Source organism: Parapedobacter koreensis, from assembly GCF_900109365.1.
Classification (GTDB): domain Bacteria; phylum Bacteroidota; class Bacteroidia; order Sphingobacteriales; family Sphingobacteriaceae; genus Parapedobacter; species Parapedobacter koreensis.
This window is the reverse complement of the sequence record NZ_FNZR01000011.1, coordinates 116,381-135,444: the sequence shown is the minus strand read 5'-3', so window position 1 is coordinate 135,444 and position 19,064 is coordinate 116,381. Positions and strand designations below refer to the sequence as shown.

General features: G+C 49.5%; 15 protein-coding genes. 11 read left to right on the top strand and 4 right to left on the bottom strand.

What is annotated here, in order from left to right; all coding sequences use genetic code 11:
• Position 1: 1 nt before the first annotated feature.
• Positions 2-1,678, top strand: coding sequence for a choice-of-anchor Q domain-containing protein (locus BMW65_RS21235; protein ID WP_090608698.1), 1,677 nt, complete (start codon positions 2-4; stop codon positions 1,676-1,678).
• A gap of 32 nt (positions 1,679-1,710) precedes the next feature.
• Here the strand turns inward: BMW65_RS21235 and BMW65_RS21230 are convergent, their stop codons facing one another.
• Together BMW65_RS21230 and BMW65_RS21225 are read right to left on the bottom strand one after the other, a co-directional pair.
• Entirely contained in the window at positions 1,711-2,325 is a 615-nt protein-coding gene (locus tag BMW65_RS21230; protein WP_090608697.1) for a response regulator transcription factor, read from the bottom strand.
• Positions 2,306-3,361 (bottom strand): sensor histidine kinase, encoded by a 1,056-nt coding sequence (locus BMW65_RS21225; protein WP_090608695.1) that lies wholly within the window; start codon positions 3,359-3,361, stop codon positions 2,306-2,308. Before BMW65_RS21225 ends, BMW65_RS21230 begins: the two co-directional genes overlap by 20 nt.
• A gap of 234 nt (positions 3,362-3,595) precedes the next feature.
• Between BMW65_RS21225 and BMW65_RS21220 the strand changes: the two genes are divergently transcribed.
• From BMW65_RS21220 to BMW65_RS21195, 6 genes are all read left to right on the top strand, one after another.
• On the top strand, positions 3,596-4,603 hold the full coding sequence (locus BMW65_RS21220; RefSeq protein ID WP_090608692.1) for a hypothetical protein: 1,008 nt from the start codon (positions 3,596-3,598) through the stop codon (positions 4,601-4,603).
• 72 nt (positions 4,604-4,675) lie between these two features.
• Positions 4,676-4,978 carry a hypothetical protein gene (locus BMW65_RS21215; RefSeq protein WP_090608690.1) on the top strand — a complete coding sequence of 101 codons (303 nt, stop codon included), beginning with the start codon at positions 4,676-4,678 and terminating at the stop codon, positions 4,976-4,978.
• A gap of 362 nt (positions 4,979-5,340) precedes the next feature.
• Positions 5,341-7,233: a tetratricopeptide repeat protein gene (locus tag BMW65_RS21210; RefSeq protein ID WP_090608688.1), complete on the top strand. Its 1,893-nt coding sequence runs from the start codon at positions 5,341-5,343 to the stop codon at positions 7,231-7,233.
• A gap of 144 nt (positions 7,234-7,377) precedes the next feature.
• Positions 7,378-12,309 (top strand): T9SS type B sorting domain-containing protein, encoded by a 4,932-nt coding sequence (locus BMW65_RS21205; RefSeq protein WP_090608687.1) that lies wholly within the window; start codon positions 7,378-7,380, stop codon positions 12,307-12,309.
• Positions 12,310-12,360: 51 nt separating this feature from the next.
• Complete coding sequence (locus BMW65_RS21200) at positions 12,361-13,251, top strand: PorP/SprF family type IX secretion system membrane protein (RefSeq protein ID WP_090608685.1); 891 nt, start codon at positions 12,361-12,363, stop codon at positions 13,249-13,251.
• A 344-nt stretch (positions 13,252-13,595) separates the two neighbouring features.
• Positions 13,596-13,991, top strand: a complete 396-nt coding sequence (locus BMW65_RS21195; protein WP_090608682.1) for a LytR/AlgR family response regulator transcription factor — start codon at positions 13,596-13,598, stop codon at positions 13,989-13,991.
• Between the two features lie 70 nt (positions 13,992-14,061).
• On the opposite strand, the gene BMW65_RS21190 is transcribed toward BMW65_RS21195, so the two are convergent.
• Positions 14,062-14,493 carry a DUF5606 family protein gene (locus BMW65_RS21190; protein WP_090608680.1) on the bottom strand — a complete coding sequence of 144 codons (432 nt, stop codon included), beginning with the start codon at positions 14,491-14,493 and terminating at the stop codon, positions 14,062-14,064.
• 8 nt (positions 14,494-14,501) lie between these two features.
• Entirely contained in the window at positions 14,502-14,939 is a 438-nt protein-coding gene (locus BMW65_RS21185; protein WP_090608678.1) for a peptidylprolyl isomerase, read from the bottom strand.
• Between the two features lie 173 nt (positions 14,940-15,112).
• Between BMW65_RS21185 and radC the strand changes: the two genes are divergently transcribed.
• The 4 genes from radC to BMW65_RS21165 all read left to right on the top strand — a co-directional run bounded on the left by radC (position 15,113) and on the right by BMW65_RS21165 (position 18,979).
• Positions 15,113-15,808 (top strand): RadC family protein, encoded by a 696-nt coding sequence (gene radC / locus BMW65_RS21180; RefSeq protein ID WP_090608676.1) that lies wholly within the window; start codon positions 15,113-15,115, stop codon positions 15,806-15,808.
• Between the two features lie 90 nt (positions 15,809-15,898).
• Complete coding sequence (gene pheT / locus BMW65_RS21175) at positions 15,899-18,298, top strand: phenylalanine--tRNA ligase subunit beta (protein WP_090608674.1); 2,400 nt, start codon at positions 15,899-15,901, stop codon at positions 18,296-18,298.
• Between the two features lie 44 nt (positions 18,299-18,342).
• The gene (locus BMW65_RS21170; RefSeq protein ID WP_090608672.1) at positions 18,343-18,651 is read left to right on the top strand and encodes a hypothetical protein; all 309 of its coding nucleotides are present in this window, start codon (positions 18,343-18,345) and stop codon (positions 18,649-18,651) included.
• A 37-nt stretch (positions 18,652-18,688) separates the two neighbouring features.
• The gene (locus BMW65_RS21165) at positions 18,689-18,979 is read left to right on the top strand and encodes a cell division protein ZapA (RefSeq protein WP_090608670.1); all 291 of its coding nucleotides are present in this window, start codon (positions 18,689-18,691) and stop codon (positions 18,977-18,979) included.
• Positions 18,980-19,064: the final 85 nt, after the last annotated feature.

The window sequence follows — 19,064 nt, the reverse complement described above, 5'->3', positions numbered from 1 at the left end:
AATGAAAAAGCTTTTAACGACGCTATTTTCCGCAATACGTCTCGCTGCTGGCCTTGCACAGCCGCAAGCCATCCGCTATGTAAAAGCGGGTGGGGCAGGCAATAGAACGGGCACTTCCTGGGATGATGCTTCGGATGACCTGCAAGCGATGGTGGCTGCAGCACCGAGGGGTGGAGAAATATGGGTGGCGGCCGGGGAGTACCGGCCAACCGGATCGGCATTCGTGATGAAGGAAGGCGTGAAAATTTACGGCGGCTTTCCAGTTCCGGATGCGGCGAATCCCAATCCCGGCATGAATGAGCGAGATTGGTGGGCTAATAAAACGGTGTTGAAAGCCAACGGCCGGCGGGTTGTGCATAATAAATGGAACGGACTGACTGCTGCGGCCGTCCTGGATGGGTTTGTCATCACGGGCGGCCGTACCAATGACAAAGGGGGAGGAATATGCAATCGGGGCGTGAGCCCTACGCTTGCCAACCTGATGATTTGCGACAACCAGGCGTGGGGCGGTGGTGGCGGCATATTCCACCGGGGTGGAACGCTCAACCTGTCCGGGGTGACCATCCGCGACAACTCCACCCATTGGAATGGCGGCGGGGTGCACTGCAGCGATTGTGGTGTATTCTTCGCCCGTGTGATTATCAGTGACAACACGGCCGATGTGGGGAGCGGCGGCGGTATATACAGTCGGCGTATTGCTGCCTCTTCAATGTTTGAAAACGTGGTAATTAATGGCAACTCGGCAACAGCAAGTGGTGGTGGGATATTCCATTTCAACTCAAGTCCCATACTGAGACACGTAACCATCAGTGACAACAGGACAACGGGTGATGGCGGCGGGCTGTATAATTGTGATTCTTCGCCCGTGTTGACACATGTGACCATCTGTGACAACCGAACGATTGGCGATGGAGGTGGGATATTCAACGCAGGAAATTCCCGTTCGGGATTGACTCATGTGATCATTCGCTCCAATCAGGCAGCGAATGGCGGTGGGATCTGCCAAACCGGGTATTCCCCTGAACTGACGCTGACCCACGTAACCATCAGGGACAATAAGGCCACCTTGGATGGTGGTGGAATGTGGATGGATGCGGGTTCCAGCACAACACTGACCAATGTGGTCATCAGTAGAAACGCGGCTGCGAAAAATGGCGGCGGGATAAGCTGCATGGGCAACAGTGGCCGCGTCATCCTGACCAATGTGACCATCAGCAGCAACTCGGCCGGTGCTGCGGGTGGTGGCCTATACCATGAACGGTGCGGCCCAATCCTGACCAATACCATTATTTGGAATAATCGTGCGGATGGAAATGCCGGAAGTACCTCGGCATCTGTCTACCGGGTAGGCAATACATACCTTACGGCTTCATATAGCCTTATTGCTAATAGCTTGGACAACAAGGGTAATTGGGTCAAGGCCATCGGCAACGACGGAGGCAACAACATTGATGCCGACCCGTTGTTTGAAGACGAAGCGACAGCAAATTACTATTTAACGATCTTTAGCATGGCCATCGACGCGGGCGATCCGAAGACCAACAAAGCGGATTATGCCGTGCAGGCCGGAGACATTGATTTGGCCGGGAATAGCAGGATAGCGGGTAGCTGTATAGATATGGGTGCATATGAACGGCAAGTGGAAAACATGATACATCAGTCATCGTCCTCCATGTAAACCGCTCGTTCAAACCAGGTTTTCCAACAATGCTATTCCATGCAGATAAGCGAATAGTTTTCCAGGGCCCATCGTAATAGGGTATTGTACCCTTCGTCCAAGTCCAGTTTGCGGCAAATGTGATGGCGATGATTTTTAATAGTATTGGGACTCAGGTATAAGGTGTCAGCGATTTCTTTCGTTGTCTTGCCTCTTGCGATTAACCGGAGCACTGTCAGTTCCATCGCTGTAAGCGATTGGGTGAGCCATTGCCTGAATTTATCCGGTTGCTGTTGGGCCGATAGTCTTATTTTCTTGACGACGGGTAGCACACCCGCATACAGCCTGTTTTCGTCGAGTGGTTTGATGACGTAATTGGCCGGATTGAGACCATAAGCCCGGTCAATAACGCGCTTAGACTGATAAGCAGTGACGAAGACCAATTCAAAATCCAGCGGTTTCTTCAATTGGTGCATCAAATCAATACCATCGACGGTGCCATTCAGTTCGATGTCGCAGAGGACTAAGTGCGGCTGGAAATTGCGGATAGCCGCCAAAGCCTCTTCGCTACCAAGGGCAATCTGTGTTTTGGCTGTCAGGTTTTCCTGTATTTCGCGCTCGATAAACTGGGCGATAATTATTTCGTCTTCAATAATTAAAATACGCATGGTTAATAGGTGTTAGAAAAATGAAATGATATCGGAATCCGTGTTCACGCCGGACCATCACGGTGCCTTTCAACTGGCGGATCAAACCACGGATGAGGGACAGGCCCATGGATTGGGCTTGCTTCGGCGATGTAGCGCCAATACCGTTGTCTTCAAACCGGAATGAAATAGCTCCCTGCCATTCAGAGAGTGACAGCCTGACCGTCGGTTGCCGCTGAAACCCCGGAGGGAAGGCATGTTTGTAGACATTGGTAAAAAGTTCGGTGATGATGAGACCGAAGGGAAGCGCCATCGAAGCGTCGCATTGGATATCCGGTTGGATGGAACTCGTGATAGTTACCCGCTTATCCCGGTCATAAATTTGCTGGATATGGTTTACAATATCCTTTACCAACGCAGCAAGGCTTACCGTTTTATCTTTATTAAAGCCGACGAGGTATTCATTGACGAGGATCATTGACTTGATGCGCGCGCGCATTTCGTTCAGTATCTGCTTGCCTGCCTGGTCTTTTACCATGGGCAACTGCAGGGTATTGAGGCTATACAGCATTTGGAGATTGTTTTTAGCCCGGTGACTCAGCTCGTCCAACAAGGTCTCGATGTGCTTGTTTTTCTGGAGTAGCAATGTTTGCTGCTCCAGCAGTTGCTGGTTGCTACGTGCGAGCTGTTCACGTTGCTCAAGCAATTGGCGATTAGTCTCGGCAAGCTGCTCGGTACGTTCTTCTACTTTTTTTTCGATAAGGATGGTATGCTGCTGTTGCAGGTCATGCAGCCGTTGCAGCGCATGAAGCTTATCCACTTCATGCTGTTTCAGCACATACAATACCAAGAGATAAAACCCGATGACCCCAACGGGGAAAAAGCTATAAGAGGAGAAGATGCCGATAGCTCCGAGCAGGAGGTAATTGATGATGCCGCCGGTCCGTTGATAAATGGCTCCTGCTGTGGCATCAGCATCGGCAGAGAAATATGTTGTAAGTGTAAACGGCCGCTGTAATCGGTGATCATCATTCCGGATTTGATACCCTCGTCCCAAGATTGGAACGCATACGGAAAGCAATAATAAAACAGACAATCTTTTCAAGGTAGCGGTTTGCCAAGTTGTTTTTCTAAATAGTGTCTTGCAAAAATATGCTTTATTGGCTATCTTTTTCAGCAGGGGTATCCGCAGGGTTAAAAACAGACCTTAAGGTCCATTTTGGAGGAATGGCACTTGGATTAGTTTTGTTTGTAGTAAAAAAATACCTAATCGTTTTTTATCGACATCTACATGAAAAGGATTTTGCAGACGCTATTTTCCGTGATGCGAATGGCCGTTGGCTTGAAACCAAGGCCGGTCATCCGTTATGTCAGACAAGGCGGTGCTGGCAACGCGGATGGTACTTCGTGGGCCAATGCCGCTGAAGACCTACAGGCGACAATAAAGGCGTGTCCTAAGGGCAGTGAAGTATGGGTAGCAACAGGAGAATACTGGCCGAAAAAGCAGGGGCATGCCTTTGTAATGAAGGAAGGGGTAAGAATTTATGGCGGGTTTCCGATGCCTGATTCGGACAAACCGGATCCTGCCATGGATAGCCGTGATTGGCGAGTTAATCCGACGATATTGAAGGGTAACGGAAGAAGGGTAGTCTACAATAAGTGCAACCGGCTTACTGCTGCCGCCGTCTTGGATGGATTTGTCATCGAGGGTGGGCGCACCAATGACAAGGGAGGTGGAATCTATAACCAAAAGGTAAGCCCTACGTTTGTCAATTTGATTGTCCGTGATAACCACGCATGGACTGGCGGCGGCATATTCCAAAGTGGTGGGATCCTTTGCCTTTCTGAAGTGACGGTCACGGGCAATTTGTCCCATTGGGATGGCGCGGGGATTTATAGCAACGATTGCAAACTCGTTCTTGCCAATGTGACCATCAGCAACAACGTAGCTGAAGTGGGTAATGGGGGTGGAATGTGCAACCGACGAACCATGGATTCTTCAATATTGAAGGGTGTTATCGTCAAGGGCAATTCATCAGCAAGCGGCGGAGGGGGAATATTCAATTCGTGCTCCAGCCCGGTGCTTATCAACGTGGCTATCGATAATAACGAGACATCAGGCGATGGCGGAGGAATGTATAACAGTGATTCCAGCCCGGTATTGGATAATGTCACCATCAATAGCAACCGGACGATAGGTGATGGTGGTGGAATTTTTAACGAGGGTAATTCCAGCCCGATGTTGAATCAGGTGACGATTACCAGCAACCTTAGTGGTCAATACCATCATTTGGAATAATCCGCGCAGTTGCTCCCTGCTGAAAATTAACTATCGCACATCTTATCCCTTTTTCGTTTATTTGGGTGGTAGATGTCTTATCCTGAAAAGTTTATCGCTGATATCTCCAGGCTATCATTCGTTCGCCATAATAAGGGGCTAAGGGCACTCAAGGCCGATACCACGGGTCTGCTGACGACATTCCAATATGAAAAAATAGATGAAGGTTGTTATATTTTCCTGTTCGATATGGAAGCCCTGCGTGATATGGACATCACGTTGAACAGCGATCGCACCATTGAATACTATTGCCTGTCTTACCAGCTCATCCGGGGCGGCGTAAACAAGATGCCCACGGAGGCTACCCTGCTCCGCTATCAGGATGGGCAGATATGATGGTACTTCCGAAAATCACGAATATTACTTAAAAACGACCAATTATAAAGTGCCGCCCACCAGTGGTCAATCAGTCATTGCAGGGATGCGAAATGGCTGGTATTTTCGCGGCGTGAAAAACATATAACGCTGAATTTGACAGAACCTGCCAACAGCACCCCGGCTATGTGGGCTATCGGAAAGTGGTAGATCTCCGATGGTGTCGGGCCGGGGCCGCTGGCGGCACAAGTAAGGCACATGTTAAATTTGATGTACACCTTATTAAAGGTGTCATCTTTTTTTCGTTTATTTGCCAGCTAACTATGAAAACGGCCAACCCTTATTTATTATAATAAGGATTGGTTAGGTTTGAATAACAGATAATGAATTACAGCCTTGACCAAATCGTCCGTATTGTACGGATATGTCCGCTTAATCCGATTTTTTCTTTTATTTTCTTTTTATTTCTTTTCGCACCATTGCGGGGATTCAACGCAGAGATTGATCTTAAACGCCTGGAAAAGCTGGATAATAAAACCCGCAAAGATACCGCTGATCTCGCGGAGATGCTGACGCTGACGACGCACTTAGCTGCGACAGACCCCGATCAGGCATTGGCTTACCTGGATAGGATAAAGACCGAAGCAGAAGAGAAACATTATTACAACGGCATCATTGAATATTGTACGCAGTTTTCGGACATCTACGGGGCAAAAGGCAGCTATAACGAAACAGCTTTCGCTCTGCAAAAACTATACGATAAACATGAGCAGTACCTCTCCGCGGACCAACAGGTGGCGATCAAAGCACTGAAGGCAACGGCATTGGCTAATGCCAGCCGATTTGACGAATCGTTGGCCATCACCAAGGAAATCCTCCCATTAGCGGAAAATCCGCTGCGCCGGGCGCAGGTTTATTTCCAGCAGGCAAGTTCGAACCGGGGAAAAGGAAACCATAAGGAAGCCATTGCGGATTTTCTGGCGGCGTTGAAACTGTACCAAACGGAGAGTGATTCGGCCAACGTAGCCAGTGTACTCAACGGATTGGGCAATAGCTACGCCGATCTGAATGATCAGGCACAATCCATCGGCTATTACAAGAAAGCACTACGCTATGCCGAGCAAATGAATGACCTTACGCGAATGATGACGGTATATTCGAATATAGGCACGGTGTACCGGCAGGTCGATTCAAATGATTTGGCGCTGCGTTATTTTGATAAAGGACTACAGCTTGCGAAAAAACTTAAACATACGATGCTTATTGCGCAGAATCTGATGAATATCGGCAATATCCAATTGAAAATGAATCAAGCCGACAAAGCGCTGGACAGCTATCAAGCATCTATCAAGCTATGCTACGGGGCTGACATCAAATATGGGGTCATGATCAACTATGCAAATATCGGCGAGCTCTACCATCGCCAAGGCAACTACATGGAGGCGAAGCGTGCATACGACAGCGTGATGGCCTACGTGAAGTTACTGGAGCTGCCTTTTGAAGAAGCTAAAATACATGAGCATTACGCCAAATTATATGCGGATATGGGCCAATATCAGACGGCACTCGACCATCACAAGACGTTCCATGAATTGAAGGAAAAAATAATCAACGAGAAAAACCAAGAAACGATAGCGGAGCTTCAGGTGGCTTACCAAACTGAATTGAAAGATCAGGAAATCGCACTGGTAAACCAAAAACTACAGGAGAAAAAAATTCAGAACAAGGCGCTCCTCGCCTTGATTGCATTGGTGCTACTGGCTACGGGATTTGCTATGTTCTTTTTGGTTTACCGAAACCGCACGCTTCGTGAACTCTATGACCGAAGTGTGGAATTGAGCGCTACGGTGGATTTGGCTACCGCGAATGCCGACGAAAATTACAACGAAACAGACAGTAACCTGCAACTGGTATTTTCCCACTTGCTGCGTTTACTTAAGGAAGAGCATATTTATAAGGATCCGAATCTCTCCATCGGTAAAATTGCAGAACAGCTAAAGACCAATGAGAAATACGTGTCGGCTGCAATCGCTGCGCATGCGAAAATGAATTACTCCAATTTCATTAACTTCTATCGGATCAACGAGGCAAAACGGCTGATCCACGAATTGGAACATACGACCACACTGAATGAAGTGATGTATGCCTGTGGTTTCCGATCGCGGACGACTTTTTACGACTCGTTCAGCAAATTTGTGGGCATGTCTCCCAAACAGTTTAAGCACATGGCCAAATCTGCCGAGGCCCGCGCTACTGCTTCCACTACACTTTCCTAACCGTCCCAACCCAGGACCAAGCGCCGGATTTCCGAATTTCGAACACATTTTCGGGAATCCGAACATCTTTTTTATTTGACTAAATCGCTGATTCAGCAACTTTGCAGGGTATTTTTTAGCAAACACTAAATCTGCTTTTTGAAAATGAAACACCGCTACCTTATTACCTGTTTTCTGCTTTTTGGGATCTTAAATGCTGGTGCAACAATGCTTGTCCCGCCGGCTATCCGGTATATAAAGACCATGGAAAATGGAGGCGGCACGGGTGCCGATGGGCTTACCTGGGCGACGGCCAACAGCGACCTGCAAGCAATGATCGATGAACTGGAAGCGCTGGGCGGAGGCGAAATCTGGGTTGCCGAAGGCACTTACATCGCGCCGGGCGCTATGTTTGAGGCTGGCGGTTTTGTCATGAAAAACAATGTCGCGATTTACGGCGGCTTCACCGGCACGGAAGCCAGCTTTGATGAGCGCGATTGGAAAAACAACGAGACCATCCTGTCAGGCAACGGTGAAAAAATTGTGATTAATAATAGTTTCTCCGAGGAGGCACCGCTACTGGCTACGGCTATCCTCGATGGATTTATCATCACGAAGGGATACTCGGAATATCCGGTATATCATGGCGGTGGAATATACAATAGCCATGCATCTCCAACACTTAATAATCTCATCATCAAAGATAATGCGGCGTTTTCGAATGGCGGCGGAATCGCTAATTATAGTGGGTCATCCCCGGTGTTGACCGCGGTCGTCGTCAGTGGGAATACAGCCTACTTCGGCGGGGGGATTATGTGCGACGACTCTTCACCGCAGCTTATCAATGTGGTGATCAGTGGCAATGATGCGGAGAGCTTCGGCGGAGGACTTTACCTGGTTAATTCTTCGCCGACCTTTATCAATGTAACTATTGCGGGCAACGCGGCACCTTACATGACTGGCGGCGGTGGCTTGTATACGGACGGATCTTCCCTTCCGAAAATATTCAACAGCCTTATCTGGGGAAATTCCGATGACTGGTTGCATTACACCCCGCAGGTCGATGCGGTTAGCAGCGATAATCTCATCGAACGCTTGCCCGGGCACAACCAAATCAATGGGGAGGAATATATGGGCGACGGTGCTTCGCTTTTCGTAGATTATCAGCCCGCGGCCGCCTATACGCCGGTTTTGGGCGGGGACTACCGGCTAAAGGCATCGAGCCCGGCTATTGATTTGGGCAACAACGAACACTATCCGGGCGCATTGGAGACAGCGGTAGATGCAGCGGGTAATCCACGGGTCTATCAGTTGGCTGAAGGTGGGATCATCGATCTCGGGGCATACGAAAGTATGGAAGAACGTGTGGAGGAACCGACTGTAGCGACCGTTTATTACGTCAAACCGGGAGGCACGGGTGATGGCTCGGACTGGGGCAATGCCAGTGGCGATTTGCAAGCCATGATTGACGCAGCGCGGGTAGGTAATCAAGTATGGGTGGCGGCGGGGACTTACCGTGCTCCGGGAACAGGAGACGAGGGCGGTTTTACCCTGAAAAATGACGTGGCCGTCTATGGCGGATTTGTTGGCGACGAAAATAGCCTTGATGAACGCGATTGGCGAACCAACGTGACCATACTGTCTGGCGGTAATGAGTCGCCCGTAGTCAACAACGACTATTATGTGTCCGATCCGCTAACAGTCACTGCCATACTCGATGGCTTTACCCTTACCGAAGGGAATAACACGGGGTCATGGGGTGGTGGAGGCATACACAATAGCTATGCTTCGCCGACATTGACCAACCTCTTGATTAGCGGGAATGCAGCGGATGCTATGGGCGGTGGCATCGCGAACCACTTTTCTTCTTCCCCTACATTAACGAATGTGGTGATCAGCGGGAATGAGGCTGCATTGGGCGGCGGGATGTACAACAACGATAACTCTTCACCGACGCTTACTAATGTGGTTATCAGCGGGAACGTGGCAATAGTGGAAGGGGGAGGCTTAGCCAATGACATGGGGTCGATACCGGTACTGACCAACGTAACAATCAGTGGCAACATCGCCGATAACCGCGGTATAGGTGGCATTATAAATTTCGGCTCATCGTCCATTGAACTGTACAATAGCATCGTTTGGGGAAATGGCAGCAACAATTTCAGGGGAACCATCAGCGGGGCAAGCAGCCATAATTTAATTGAGGGTTTGAATGGCCATAATACCATCAATGGGACACGTTTTACAGGTCGTGTTGCCGACCTATTTGTCAATCCGGTGGCGGCAACGGTGGGCGGTGCTGTTGCTGGAGGGGATTATCGGCTCCATGGATGCGCACTTGTAATTGAAGCGGGAGACAACACAAAATACCCTGGTGGCTTGGAGGGGCTGTCGACGGCGGTGGATTTGGCTGGCAATGCACGCTTGCAGCACAGTGCTATAGACTTGGGTGCCTATGAATTTCAGGATATCCCATCGCCGAGGATGATATATCCCGAAGGTAAAAACTACAGGGCAGATGACGAACTTGTCTTTACCGTTCGTTTTTTCAAGCCAATTACCGTGACGGGCACATCCTATATTACATTGACGATAGGTGACGACGAGAGGCAGGCATTGTATGCCGGTACGGCTGAAGACGGGCAAGATGTACTGTTCAGCTATGTCATACAGGATGAAGATGTCGATAGCGATGGTTTGGTAGACGACGGCATGATCAGTATAGCCGACGGAAACATCAGCTATCAAGACGGCGGCGATGCGGTACAGCTTGCATATTGCGGTGAACTGGCAACGGATATCGTTGTCAACCGTACTGGACCTGTATTGACGCACGTATCCATTGCATCAGACAATGAAATCCCTGCCTGGGCGAAGGTGGGCGATAAGGTGACGATCACCTTTATGGCCAACAAACCTATCGAAAGGCCCGCAGTGAGCGTGGGTGGCAACACGGCTGATGTGGAGGCTGTTGGTAGTGATGGCCTGCAATGGGAAGCTGCTTACGTATTCCAGGTAGCAGACCCAGAGGGGACGATTGGTTTTACGATTAGCGGGATTGTTGATCTGCTGGGCGATGAGGCGCCTGATGTCACGGGTACTACGGATGAAAGCAGTGTGCAATTTGACAAGACCCCACCGGGAGTGACAGGTGTGTCGGATGGCGGAATATATCGTACCGATGTGACGCCTTTATTTGAAGAAAACACGACTGCTACCCTGAATGGAGAACCGTACGAACGGGGCGAAGCAATTGTGGCTGAGGGCGATCATACGTTATTGGTTGTGGATGCAGCGGGTAACGAAACGGCGGTGACTTTCAGTATTGATAAGACCAGGCCTGTGGTATTGGGCGTTCAGGATGGGGGCTCCTATAATGCTGACGTGATGATTTCCTTCAACGAAGGGGTGGCCACGCTTAATGATGAGCCTTACCATTGGGGAGATGCTATTTCCGATGAAGGAGAATATAGACTGGTGGTGACCGATGTCGCGGGCAATGAGGAAACGATTCGGTTCGTAATAGATAAAACGGCTCCGGTGGTGACGGAAGTCGAAGACGGTGAGATATATGATAGCGCGGTGACCCCTGTATTTAATGAAGGCGAGGCAAAATTGAACGGCATACCTTACGCTTCCGGCACACAGATTACAGTGGGTGGAGCGTATGATTTGATTGTAACGGACGCTGCGGGAAACGAGACATCCCTCAGCTTCACGATAGGCGGTTTGCCGGGGATACCTGCCGGACTTTCTGCTATAGCGGGCGATAAGCGAGTCGATTTGAGTTGGGAGGCTCCAGCAGAAGGATTTCCTTCGGTAACGGATTACATCATCGAATATTCGGATGACGATGGGCAGACCTGGACCAGGGTCGATCACGCCGCATCCGCGGCGACGAATGCGGTAGTGATTGACCTTTTTAACGACCGTACCTATACCTTTCGGGTGGCTGCGATAAACGCGATGGGTACCGGCTCCTTCAGCGGAATACTGGGGGGTGTCACGCCCAGAGGGGCTAATTCAGGTCCGGCAGGTCGCTGGCCGCAGGCGATCAGCTTCCGTGAGCTGGCCGATGTAACCTATGGTGATGGACCGGTGGAACTTTGGGCAGCAATAAGCAGCGGACTGCCGGTGACTTATACGGTCACAACTGTGGACGGCCGTCCGACGGCTATCGCCAGCATTGAAAACGGCAATATGCTCCACATTCATGGTGCCGGTGAAGTAGCTGTGACGGCAAGTCAGGTCGGCAATCTGGAATATGTTGCTGCAGTTCCCGTGACCCGTACACTGCGCATTGGCAAAGCTCCTTTGAGGGTATCTATAGCCGATGCCACCCGATCTTATGGGATGGACAATCCCGTATTTGAAATCTTGTGCAGCGGATTTGTGAATATGGACGATGTCACTGCATTGGCTTCCGTACCAGTGGCCACTACGGAAGCTACGGCGGAGAGCAATGTCGGTGATTATGCTATATATGTAGGTGGCGGTGAGTCACCGAACTACACCTTTGCTTACAGGGATGGCACGTTGCGGATAGCGAAAGCAAGCCAGGCCATTACATTGGAGGCACCTTCCGAGGCCAACCGGGATGCGGGAAGCATCCAATTGGAGGCACCCGCGAGCAGTGGTCTTCCGGTGACCTTGTCTGTTGATGATACGCAGGTGGCCACCATCGAGGGCAGCATATTGCACATCCACCGGCTGGGGACGGTGCGCGTGACGGCCACGCAAGCCGGCGACGGTAATTACGAGGCCGCCCAAGCGGTGACCGTGACCGTGCGGGTGGTGGACCCCACGGCGAGTTTCCCGGTGCGTGTCCATCAGGCGGTCTCGCCGAACGGCGACGGGATAAACGAGTTCCTGATGATAGAAGGGATACGGGATTACCCCGAGAATAGGGTGACCGTATTCAACCGCAACGGCACCATCGTGTATGAGGCGGAGGGCTATGACAATGACCGGGTAGCATTCCGGGGCATCGGTGCCGGACAGCAACGGGTGCCCGTGGGGACATACTTCTACGTCGTGGAAGTGCGGGTGGATGGAAGGGTGGAATACCATAAGGGATATTTGGTGGTGAGGTATTAGGTGGGAGACGAGAGACAATAGACATTAGACGAGAGACACTAGATATTAGACATGAAAAAACTGTTATCAATACTAAATTTAGCGTTGGTTGTGCTGACTGCCCACGGGCAGCAGGCATTGACACCGACACAATATGGGCAATCACGGACGGCCCTGAACCCTGCGGCGAGTTTGCTGGTGCCGCAGGGGGAGGTGTCGTTTATCGGGCGGCGGCAGTGGGCGGGGCTGGACGGGGCGCCCACGGTGATGTGGGGTAGCGGGCATGTGGGCTTTGAAAGGATGGGTGCCACGGCGGGGGTGAACATCCGGCACGAGAGCCTTGCGGTGGAGAAGCTGACGGAGGCCTCGGCGTTTTTCGCCAAGTCTGTACGGATATCGGAGACGGAATACGTGGGGGTGTCGCTGAACGCGGGGGTGAGCTACCTGGACGGCCGTTTCTCGGGGCTGGATCCGCAGGATCCGGCCTTCCGTGACGACGTCCGGGAGACGGATGCGCTGGTGGGCTTCGGGGTGATGCTGTACCGTCCGGAGCGGTACTACGTGGGGCTGTCGCTCCCACGGCTGATGCTGGGGAGCCTGGGGGTGGGGGACGGGAGCCGATACAACTTCCGCAACGTGTACCACCTGACAGCGGGTGCGCTGTTCCCCTTGGGCCCGGACTTCCACCTCAGGCCGGGGCTGCTGGTGACGTATGCGGAGAGCCTCCGCCCGCAGGCGGAGGGTTCTGTGCTGGTACTGGCGAAGAGGGCCTTCGGCCTGGGGCTGAACGTCAGGAGCTACGGGGAGGTTGCGGGGATGGCCCAGCTCAACCTGGGTCCGCTGGGTGTTGGGTACAGTTACCAGTTCAACCCGGGCAGTGAGCCATTGAACCGGCGCATCAGCAACACGACACACGAGCTGGGCCTGCGCTACCGTTTCGGCGGACAGGCGGGATTGCTATAGGAGGCAACGGACAAGTCGGTTTATTTATCTTATTACCAATTATTCGCTTAAAGTAACCTATTATAAAGGCCAACTGTGCAACGGTTGATTGACTATTGTACAGTTGGCCTTTATATACTATCTTTGCAATCCAGAATTTAACGTATTCGATTCGTCTACCGAGGTTCGATTATTTAATGGGTTTTATTGCTTTTTCGCGGCGACTTGTTATTCGCCGAGGTTAGTGTTATCTTATTTTTTTTTATACTTACTCCTTGCCGACGATATGCAGCTGCTGGTACTGGGTAATGAAGAAGTACGAAGCGAATTGCGGGCAATTTATTGGCTATTAAAAAGAGCGGCTAATGAATATACTAATCATTGAGGATGAACAATTGGCGGTGTATATGGTATCGCAGCAACTGCGTAGGTTGAAGCCTAATGCGCAAATAATCGGCATTAAAGATAGTGTTGCATCCTCCGTGGAATGGCTTACTGAACATGCAGCAGCGCCAGATCTTATTATTATGGATATTGGGTTGGCTGACGGCCAGAGCTTCGATATCTTTGACCAGACTTCCGTTAAATGTCCTGTTATTTTCTTGACATCCCACGAAGAATACGCTCTTAAAGCGTTTGCCCTCAAAAACAGCCTTGGTTACTTACTTAAACCTGTTAAAAAAGAAGAACTTGAGGCAGCGCTTGCAAAATTTGACCACATGATGGAGTTTTTCAAATATCGCCAGGACGTGATAGTTTGACGGTTTAAAGCGGTGTGGTAAACACCCCCTTATGCCGGATGATTTTTCAGGCATAAGGGGGTATGGGGCGTTATGGTTGCTGAACACGCTGTTCGGTATCGTGGCCTGCCGGCTGGGAAGCTTCTTCATGGAATAAAGGAAGTCCCTTAATAATATGATACCAGGTGATGATCTTTTTAATGTCCGAAGCATAAACACGTTCTTCATCGTGTGCCGGGGCTACTTCCCTGAAAAATTGGCGCAAGGTTTTTCCATCAGCCTTAGCGTCGGGCACATTGCCCTGTTCTTTCATCCGATCAAGAATATCAACGAGCTTCAATTCCTCTTCGTTGCCAAAGATAGTGATGTCTTCAAGGGTGGCCAGCTTGGTCGTAGCCAGATTGACCACCGATTTTATCTTTTGCTCGTCAAGACTTTCTAATATAAAGCCGCTTTTGTTTTGCCCAATCAGTTTGAATAATCCGGGCCTTCCAGTGACCGCTACGAGTGCTCTTAGATTCATTTTGCTATTTATTCTTCAATAATATCAATTCCCAAAATTTTGTCGCCCTGTCGGATATCATCTATCACATCCACATTTACGGTAACCTTGCCAAAGCAGGTGTGATGGCCGTCAAGGTGAGCGGTATTGGTGCGGCTGTGGCAGATGAAGAATTGGGAGCCTCCGGTATCACGGCCACGGTGAGCCATGGATAATACGCCCCTATCGTGGTATTGATTGCCACCATCGAGCTCGCATTTGATGGAATAGCCGGGGCCGCCAGCGCCCGTACCTGTAGGATCGCCTCCTTGGATGACAAAGTCAGGTATCACACGGTGAAAAGCCACTCCGTCATAATAACCTGATTTGGCCAATTTTAAAAAGTTGGCTACCGTGCCCGGTGCATCCGCATCGTAAAATTGTACCGTCAGATCACCCTTTTCAGTCTTAATAATTGCTTTACTCATTTTTGATATTAAAAATTGGACTACAAAGATAGTATTTTAGTTGGGAAGTTGAGGAGTCGGATTCCGAAGTCCGATGCTGAAAATATAACTAAAAAAAATAGCAAAAAAATTTATAAACCAAAATAGATTTCATATCTTTGATTGCAGTAGGGCAACCTTAACACATCGCAACTATGGATAACTTATCACGGATCACCATCAAAGAGTGGGCGGAAGGGGACCGGCCACGCGAAAAACTATTGGAACAAGGACGACGGGCACTTGCCGATGCCGAATTGTTGGCCATCCTTATCGGCAGTGGATCGAGAACGGAATCAGCCGTAGAACTTTGCAGGCGTATCCTGCATGATCGGGGTAATGATTTAAACAAGCTGTCGCGGCTTTCGGTATCCGAGCTGTGCCGCTATAAGGGGATTGGCGAAGCAAAGGCCATCAGCATTGTGGCGGCATTGGAGCTGGGTAGGCGACGAAAAACACGTAAAGAAAAAGAACGCCCAGTACTCAACAACAGTAGGCGTGTGCATGAATACATGGAGCACATTTATAAAGACTTACCTTATGAAGAGTTCTGGGTGTTGTATTTGGGCGGCGGTTGCAAGCTCATTGCCAAGCAGCTCATTGGCAAAGGCGGTAATGATTTTACCCCCGTAGATATTAAACAGGTATTGCGCTTAGCCTTGGAGTACCAAGCCACAGGCATCGTCCTTACCCATAATCATCCATCAGGGACCATCAAGCCCAGCACCATGGATATGCAACTGACCACTAAACTACAGGAAGCAGCCAAATACCTAGACTATTCCATCAATGATCATGTGATTTTTACCAATGCAGGCTATTATAGCTTCAGGGATAGCGGGCAGCTTTAAGCGGTGGGTAAATGGCGATGGGGGGTGTTCGATAACCGTATTTGAGAAACAAGAAAAAAAATCTAAGTTTGCACAAATTCCAGATTTAGGATGAAGATATCATACAATTGGCTTAAGGATTTTGTACAAACAGCTAAGACGCCGTCACAACTTTCCGATATTCTTACGAACATCGGGCTTGAAGTGGAAGCATTGGAAATGGTGCAACGCATACCGGGCGGACTTGAAGGTTTGGTTATTGGCGAAGTGAAAACTTGCGAGCAGCATCCTAATGCGGATCGTCTACGGGTTACGACCGTAGATGTGAAGGGGGAGGTACCGTTGCACATTGTGTGTGGGGCACCAAACGTAGCGGTCGGTCAGCGGGTTGTGGTTGCGACAGTAGGTACTACCGTTCATCCCATCGCCGGTGAACCGTTCATGATTAATAAATCCAAAATCCGCGGCGAAGTGTCTGAAGGAATGATCTGTGCGGAGGACGAAATTGGCCTGGGATCTTCGCATGAAGGTATTATGGTGCTTCCGGATGATGCACCGATAGGCATGGCCGCTAAGGCGTATTTCGATATACAGGACGATTATGTTTTTGAAATCGGTCTCACGCCAAACCGGGCTGATGCCGCATCGCACCTGGGGGTGGCCCGTGACATTGCCGCTTTTTTGCGGAGCGAATACCGCCTGCCAGCTATTACTGCGTTCGTTGAAGATAACAGTACTGAAGCGTTGCCCGTTGAGGTGGAAGATAAGGATGCCTGTCCGCGTTATAGTTCGGTCAGTATCCATGGCGTACGGGTCGGCGAATCGCCCGAATGGCTCAAAGAACGCCTGCAAGCCATTGGTGTGCGTCCGATCAACAATGTGGTGGACGTGACAAACTACGTATTGCATGAACTCGGGCAACCGCTGCATGCATTTGATGCAAGTCGATTGTCTGGAAATAAGGTGGTGGTACGCCATGCAAAAGCTGGCGAATCATTCGTGACCTTGGACGGGGTAACCCGTACACTGCATGCTGAAGATCTGATGATCTGCGATGCCGATAAGCCTTTGTGCATTGCCGGTGTGTTTGGCGGCATCCATTCGGGCGTGACGGAAAATACGACGAACATTTTTCTGGAAAGCGCCTATTTTAATGCTGTGTCCGTGCGCAAAACGTCAAAGCGGCATGGTTTGAAGACCGATGCTTCGTTTCGGTTCGAACGGGGTACAGATCCGGACATCACGGTGTTGGCGCTGAAAAGAGCAGCATTGCTTATCACTGCAGTAGCCGGGGGACGGATTTCCGGTCCGGTATCCGATGTCTATCCTTCGCCCATTCCGCCTTTTGTTTTCGAGGTCAGGTACACGCAGGTACAACGCCTCATCGGGAAGGCCATTCCGGAGGTGGAGATAAAGGCCATCATCGAGGCGCTGGGTATCACCGTGCTGCATGAGGCCGGAGGGGTGATCAGGGTGCAGGTACCTCCCTATAAGGTGGATGTGACCCGTGAAGTGGACATCATAGAAGAGGTGCTCCGTATCTATGGATACAACAACATCGAAATTAAGCGGCAAATCAAGGCTTCGCTCAATACCTCGCCCAAACCGGATAAAGAAGTGGTACAAAATCAGGTAGCCGATTTGCTTATCGGCAACGGCTACCGTGAGATCTTGTCCAATTCATTGACGAAGATGGACTATATGGATGATCCGGCTTCGGCTGTCCGCCTACTGAATCCCCGGAGTGCTGATTTAGATACCTTGCGGCAAAACCTCCTGTTTTCTGCACTGGAAGCCATTTCCTATAATGAAAAACGTAAACTCCACGATTTGAAGCTTTTTGAATTCGGCCATACCTATCACACCGCTGGGGATGGCTTTGTAGAAAGCCCACACCTGGCGTTGGCAATTACGGGCAAACAATGGCCCGAACAATGGAACCATATCGCAAAGCCGGTATCTTTCTATGATATGAAAGCAAGCGTGGATGGCATTCTCCGGCGGCTGAACATCACGGGGTTGCACGTGGTGGATACGCAGGATACCCATTACCAATATGGATTGGCCTATGAAAGGGCGGGGAAGACGCTCGTTTCATTCGGCGCTGTAAGTCCGGCCTATTTGCAGAAAGCCGATGTAAACGCAGCGGTGTTTTATGCCGATTTCAACTGGGAATTAATTCTTAAAGCCATTAGGAAAAATAAAATTACTTACCAGGAGGTATCCAAGTTCCCCGCAGTGCGACGGGATCTTTCGTTACTGCTGGATGACGGGGTGACCTTCGAAACCTTGAAGGGTATCGCTGAGAAGACAGAACGTAAGTTGCTGAAAAGCGTGCGTATTTTTGATGTGTACAAAGGGGATAAACTGCCGGCAGGTAAAAAATCTTATGCACTCTATTTTATCTTGCAAGATGAGGAGAAAACCCTTAACGATAAACAAATTGATACAATAGTTAAAAAATTAATTTATAACTTTGAGAAAGAAACAGGAGCGGAAGTGAGGAAGTGAAGTAAGTTATAAGTCGTAAGTTATAGGTCGTCGTAAGTTTTAATATGTCATCGGTAGCGGTACAATTGGCCAATGTAGTAGATAAGACGCATAAATTGTTGGATTTATGTGTATCTTTGCAGCAAGAGAATGACATGTTGAAGTTGGAATTGCAGGCGTTGAAAGTTGCTTTGGACACCAGTAGCGATAAGAACAAACAACTGGAAGAGAAGGTCAAAGCGTTGGCCGTGGCTCGTTCTCTCGAAGAAATGGAAGTTGGCAAAGTGGGAATAAATGAAAAAATACTTGACACAAAACAAAAAATTAACGATTTTGTGCGAGAAATAGATAAGTGTATCGCATTACTCAGGTAAGTGATAGGTGAGTGGCATATAGTGAATTAGCTCAAACATGGGAGAGATTTCCATAAAAATAAACATCGCGGATCGGATTTACCCATTGCGGGTGGATATGGAGGAAGAAGAGGTTATCCGGCGAGCGGCAAAATTGATTAACGATAGGATTAAAGAATTTCAAGAAAACTATGCAGTAAGAGACAAGCAGGACTTATTATCCATGTGTGTGCTTCATTATGCCACCGGAATGCTGAAAGCTGAAGGAAAATCCAACGCAGATGAAGTAGGGATTGTAAGGGCCGTGAATGAACTGGATGGCATGTTAACGACATTTTTTAACCGATAACGTTCTTATCTTATAGAGCTTAAAAAACAACGAGTTTACCGCAGTTAAATTCGGGTTTCACTATTTTAAACTTAACGCTTCAATA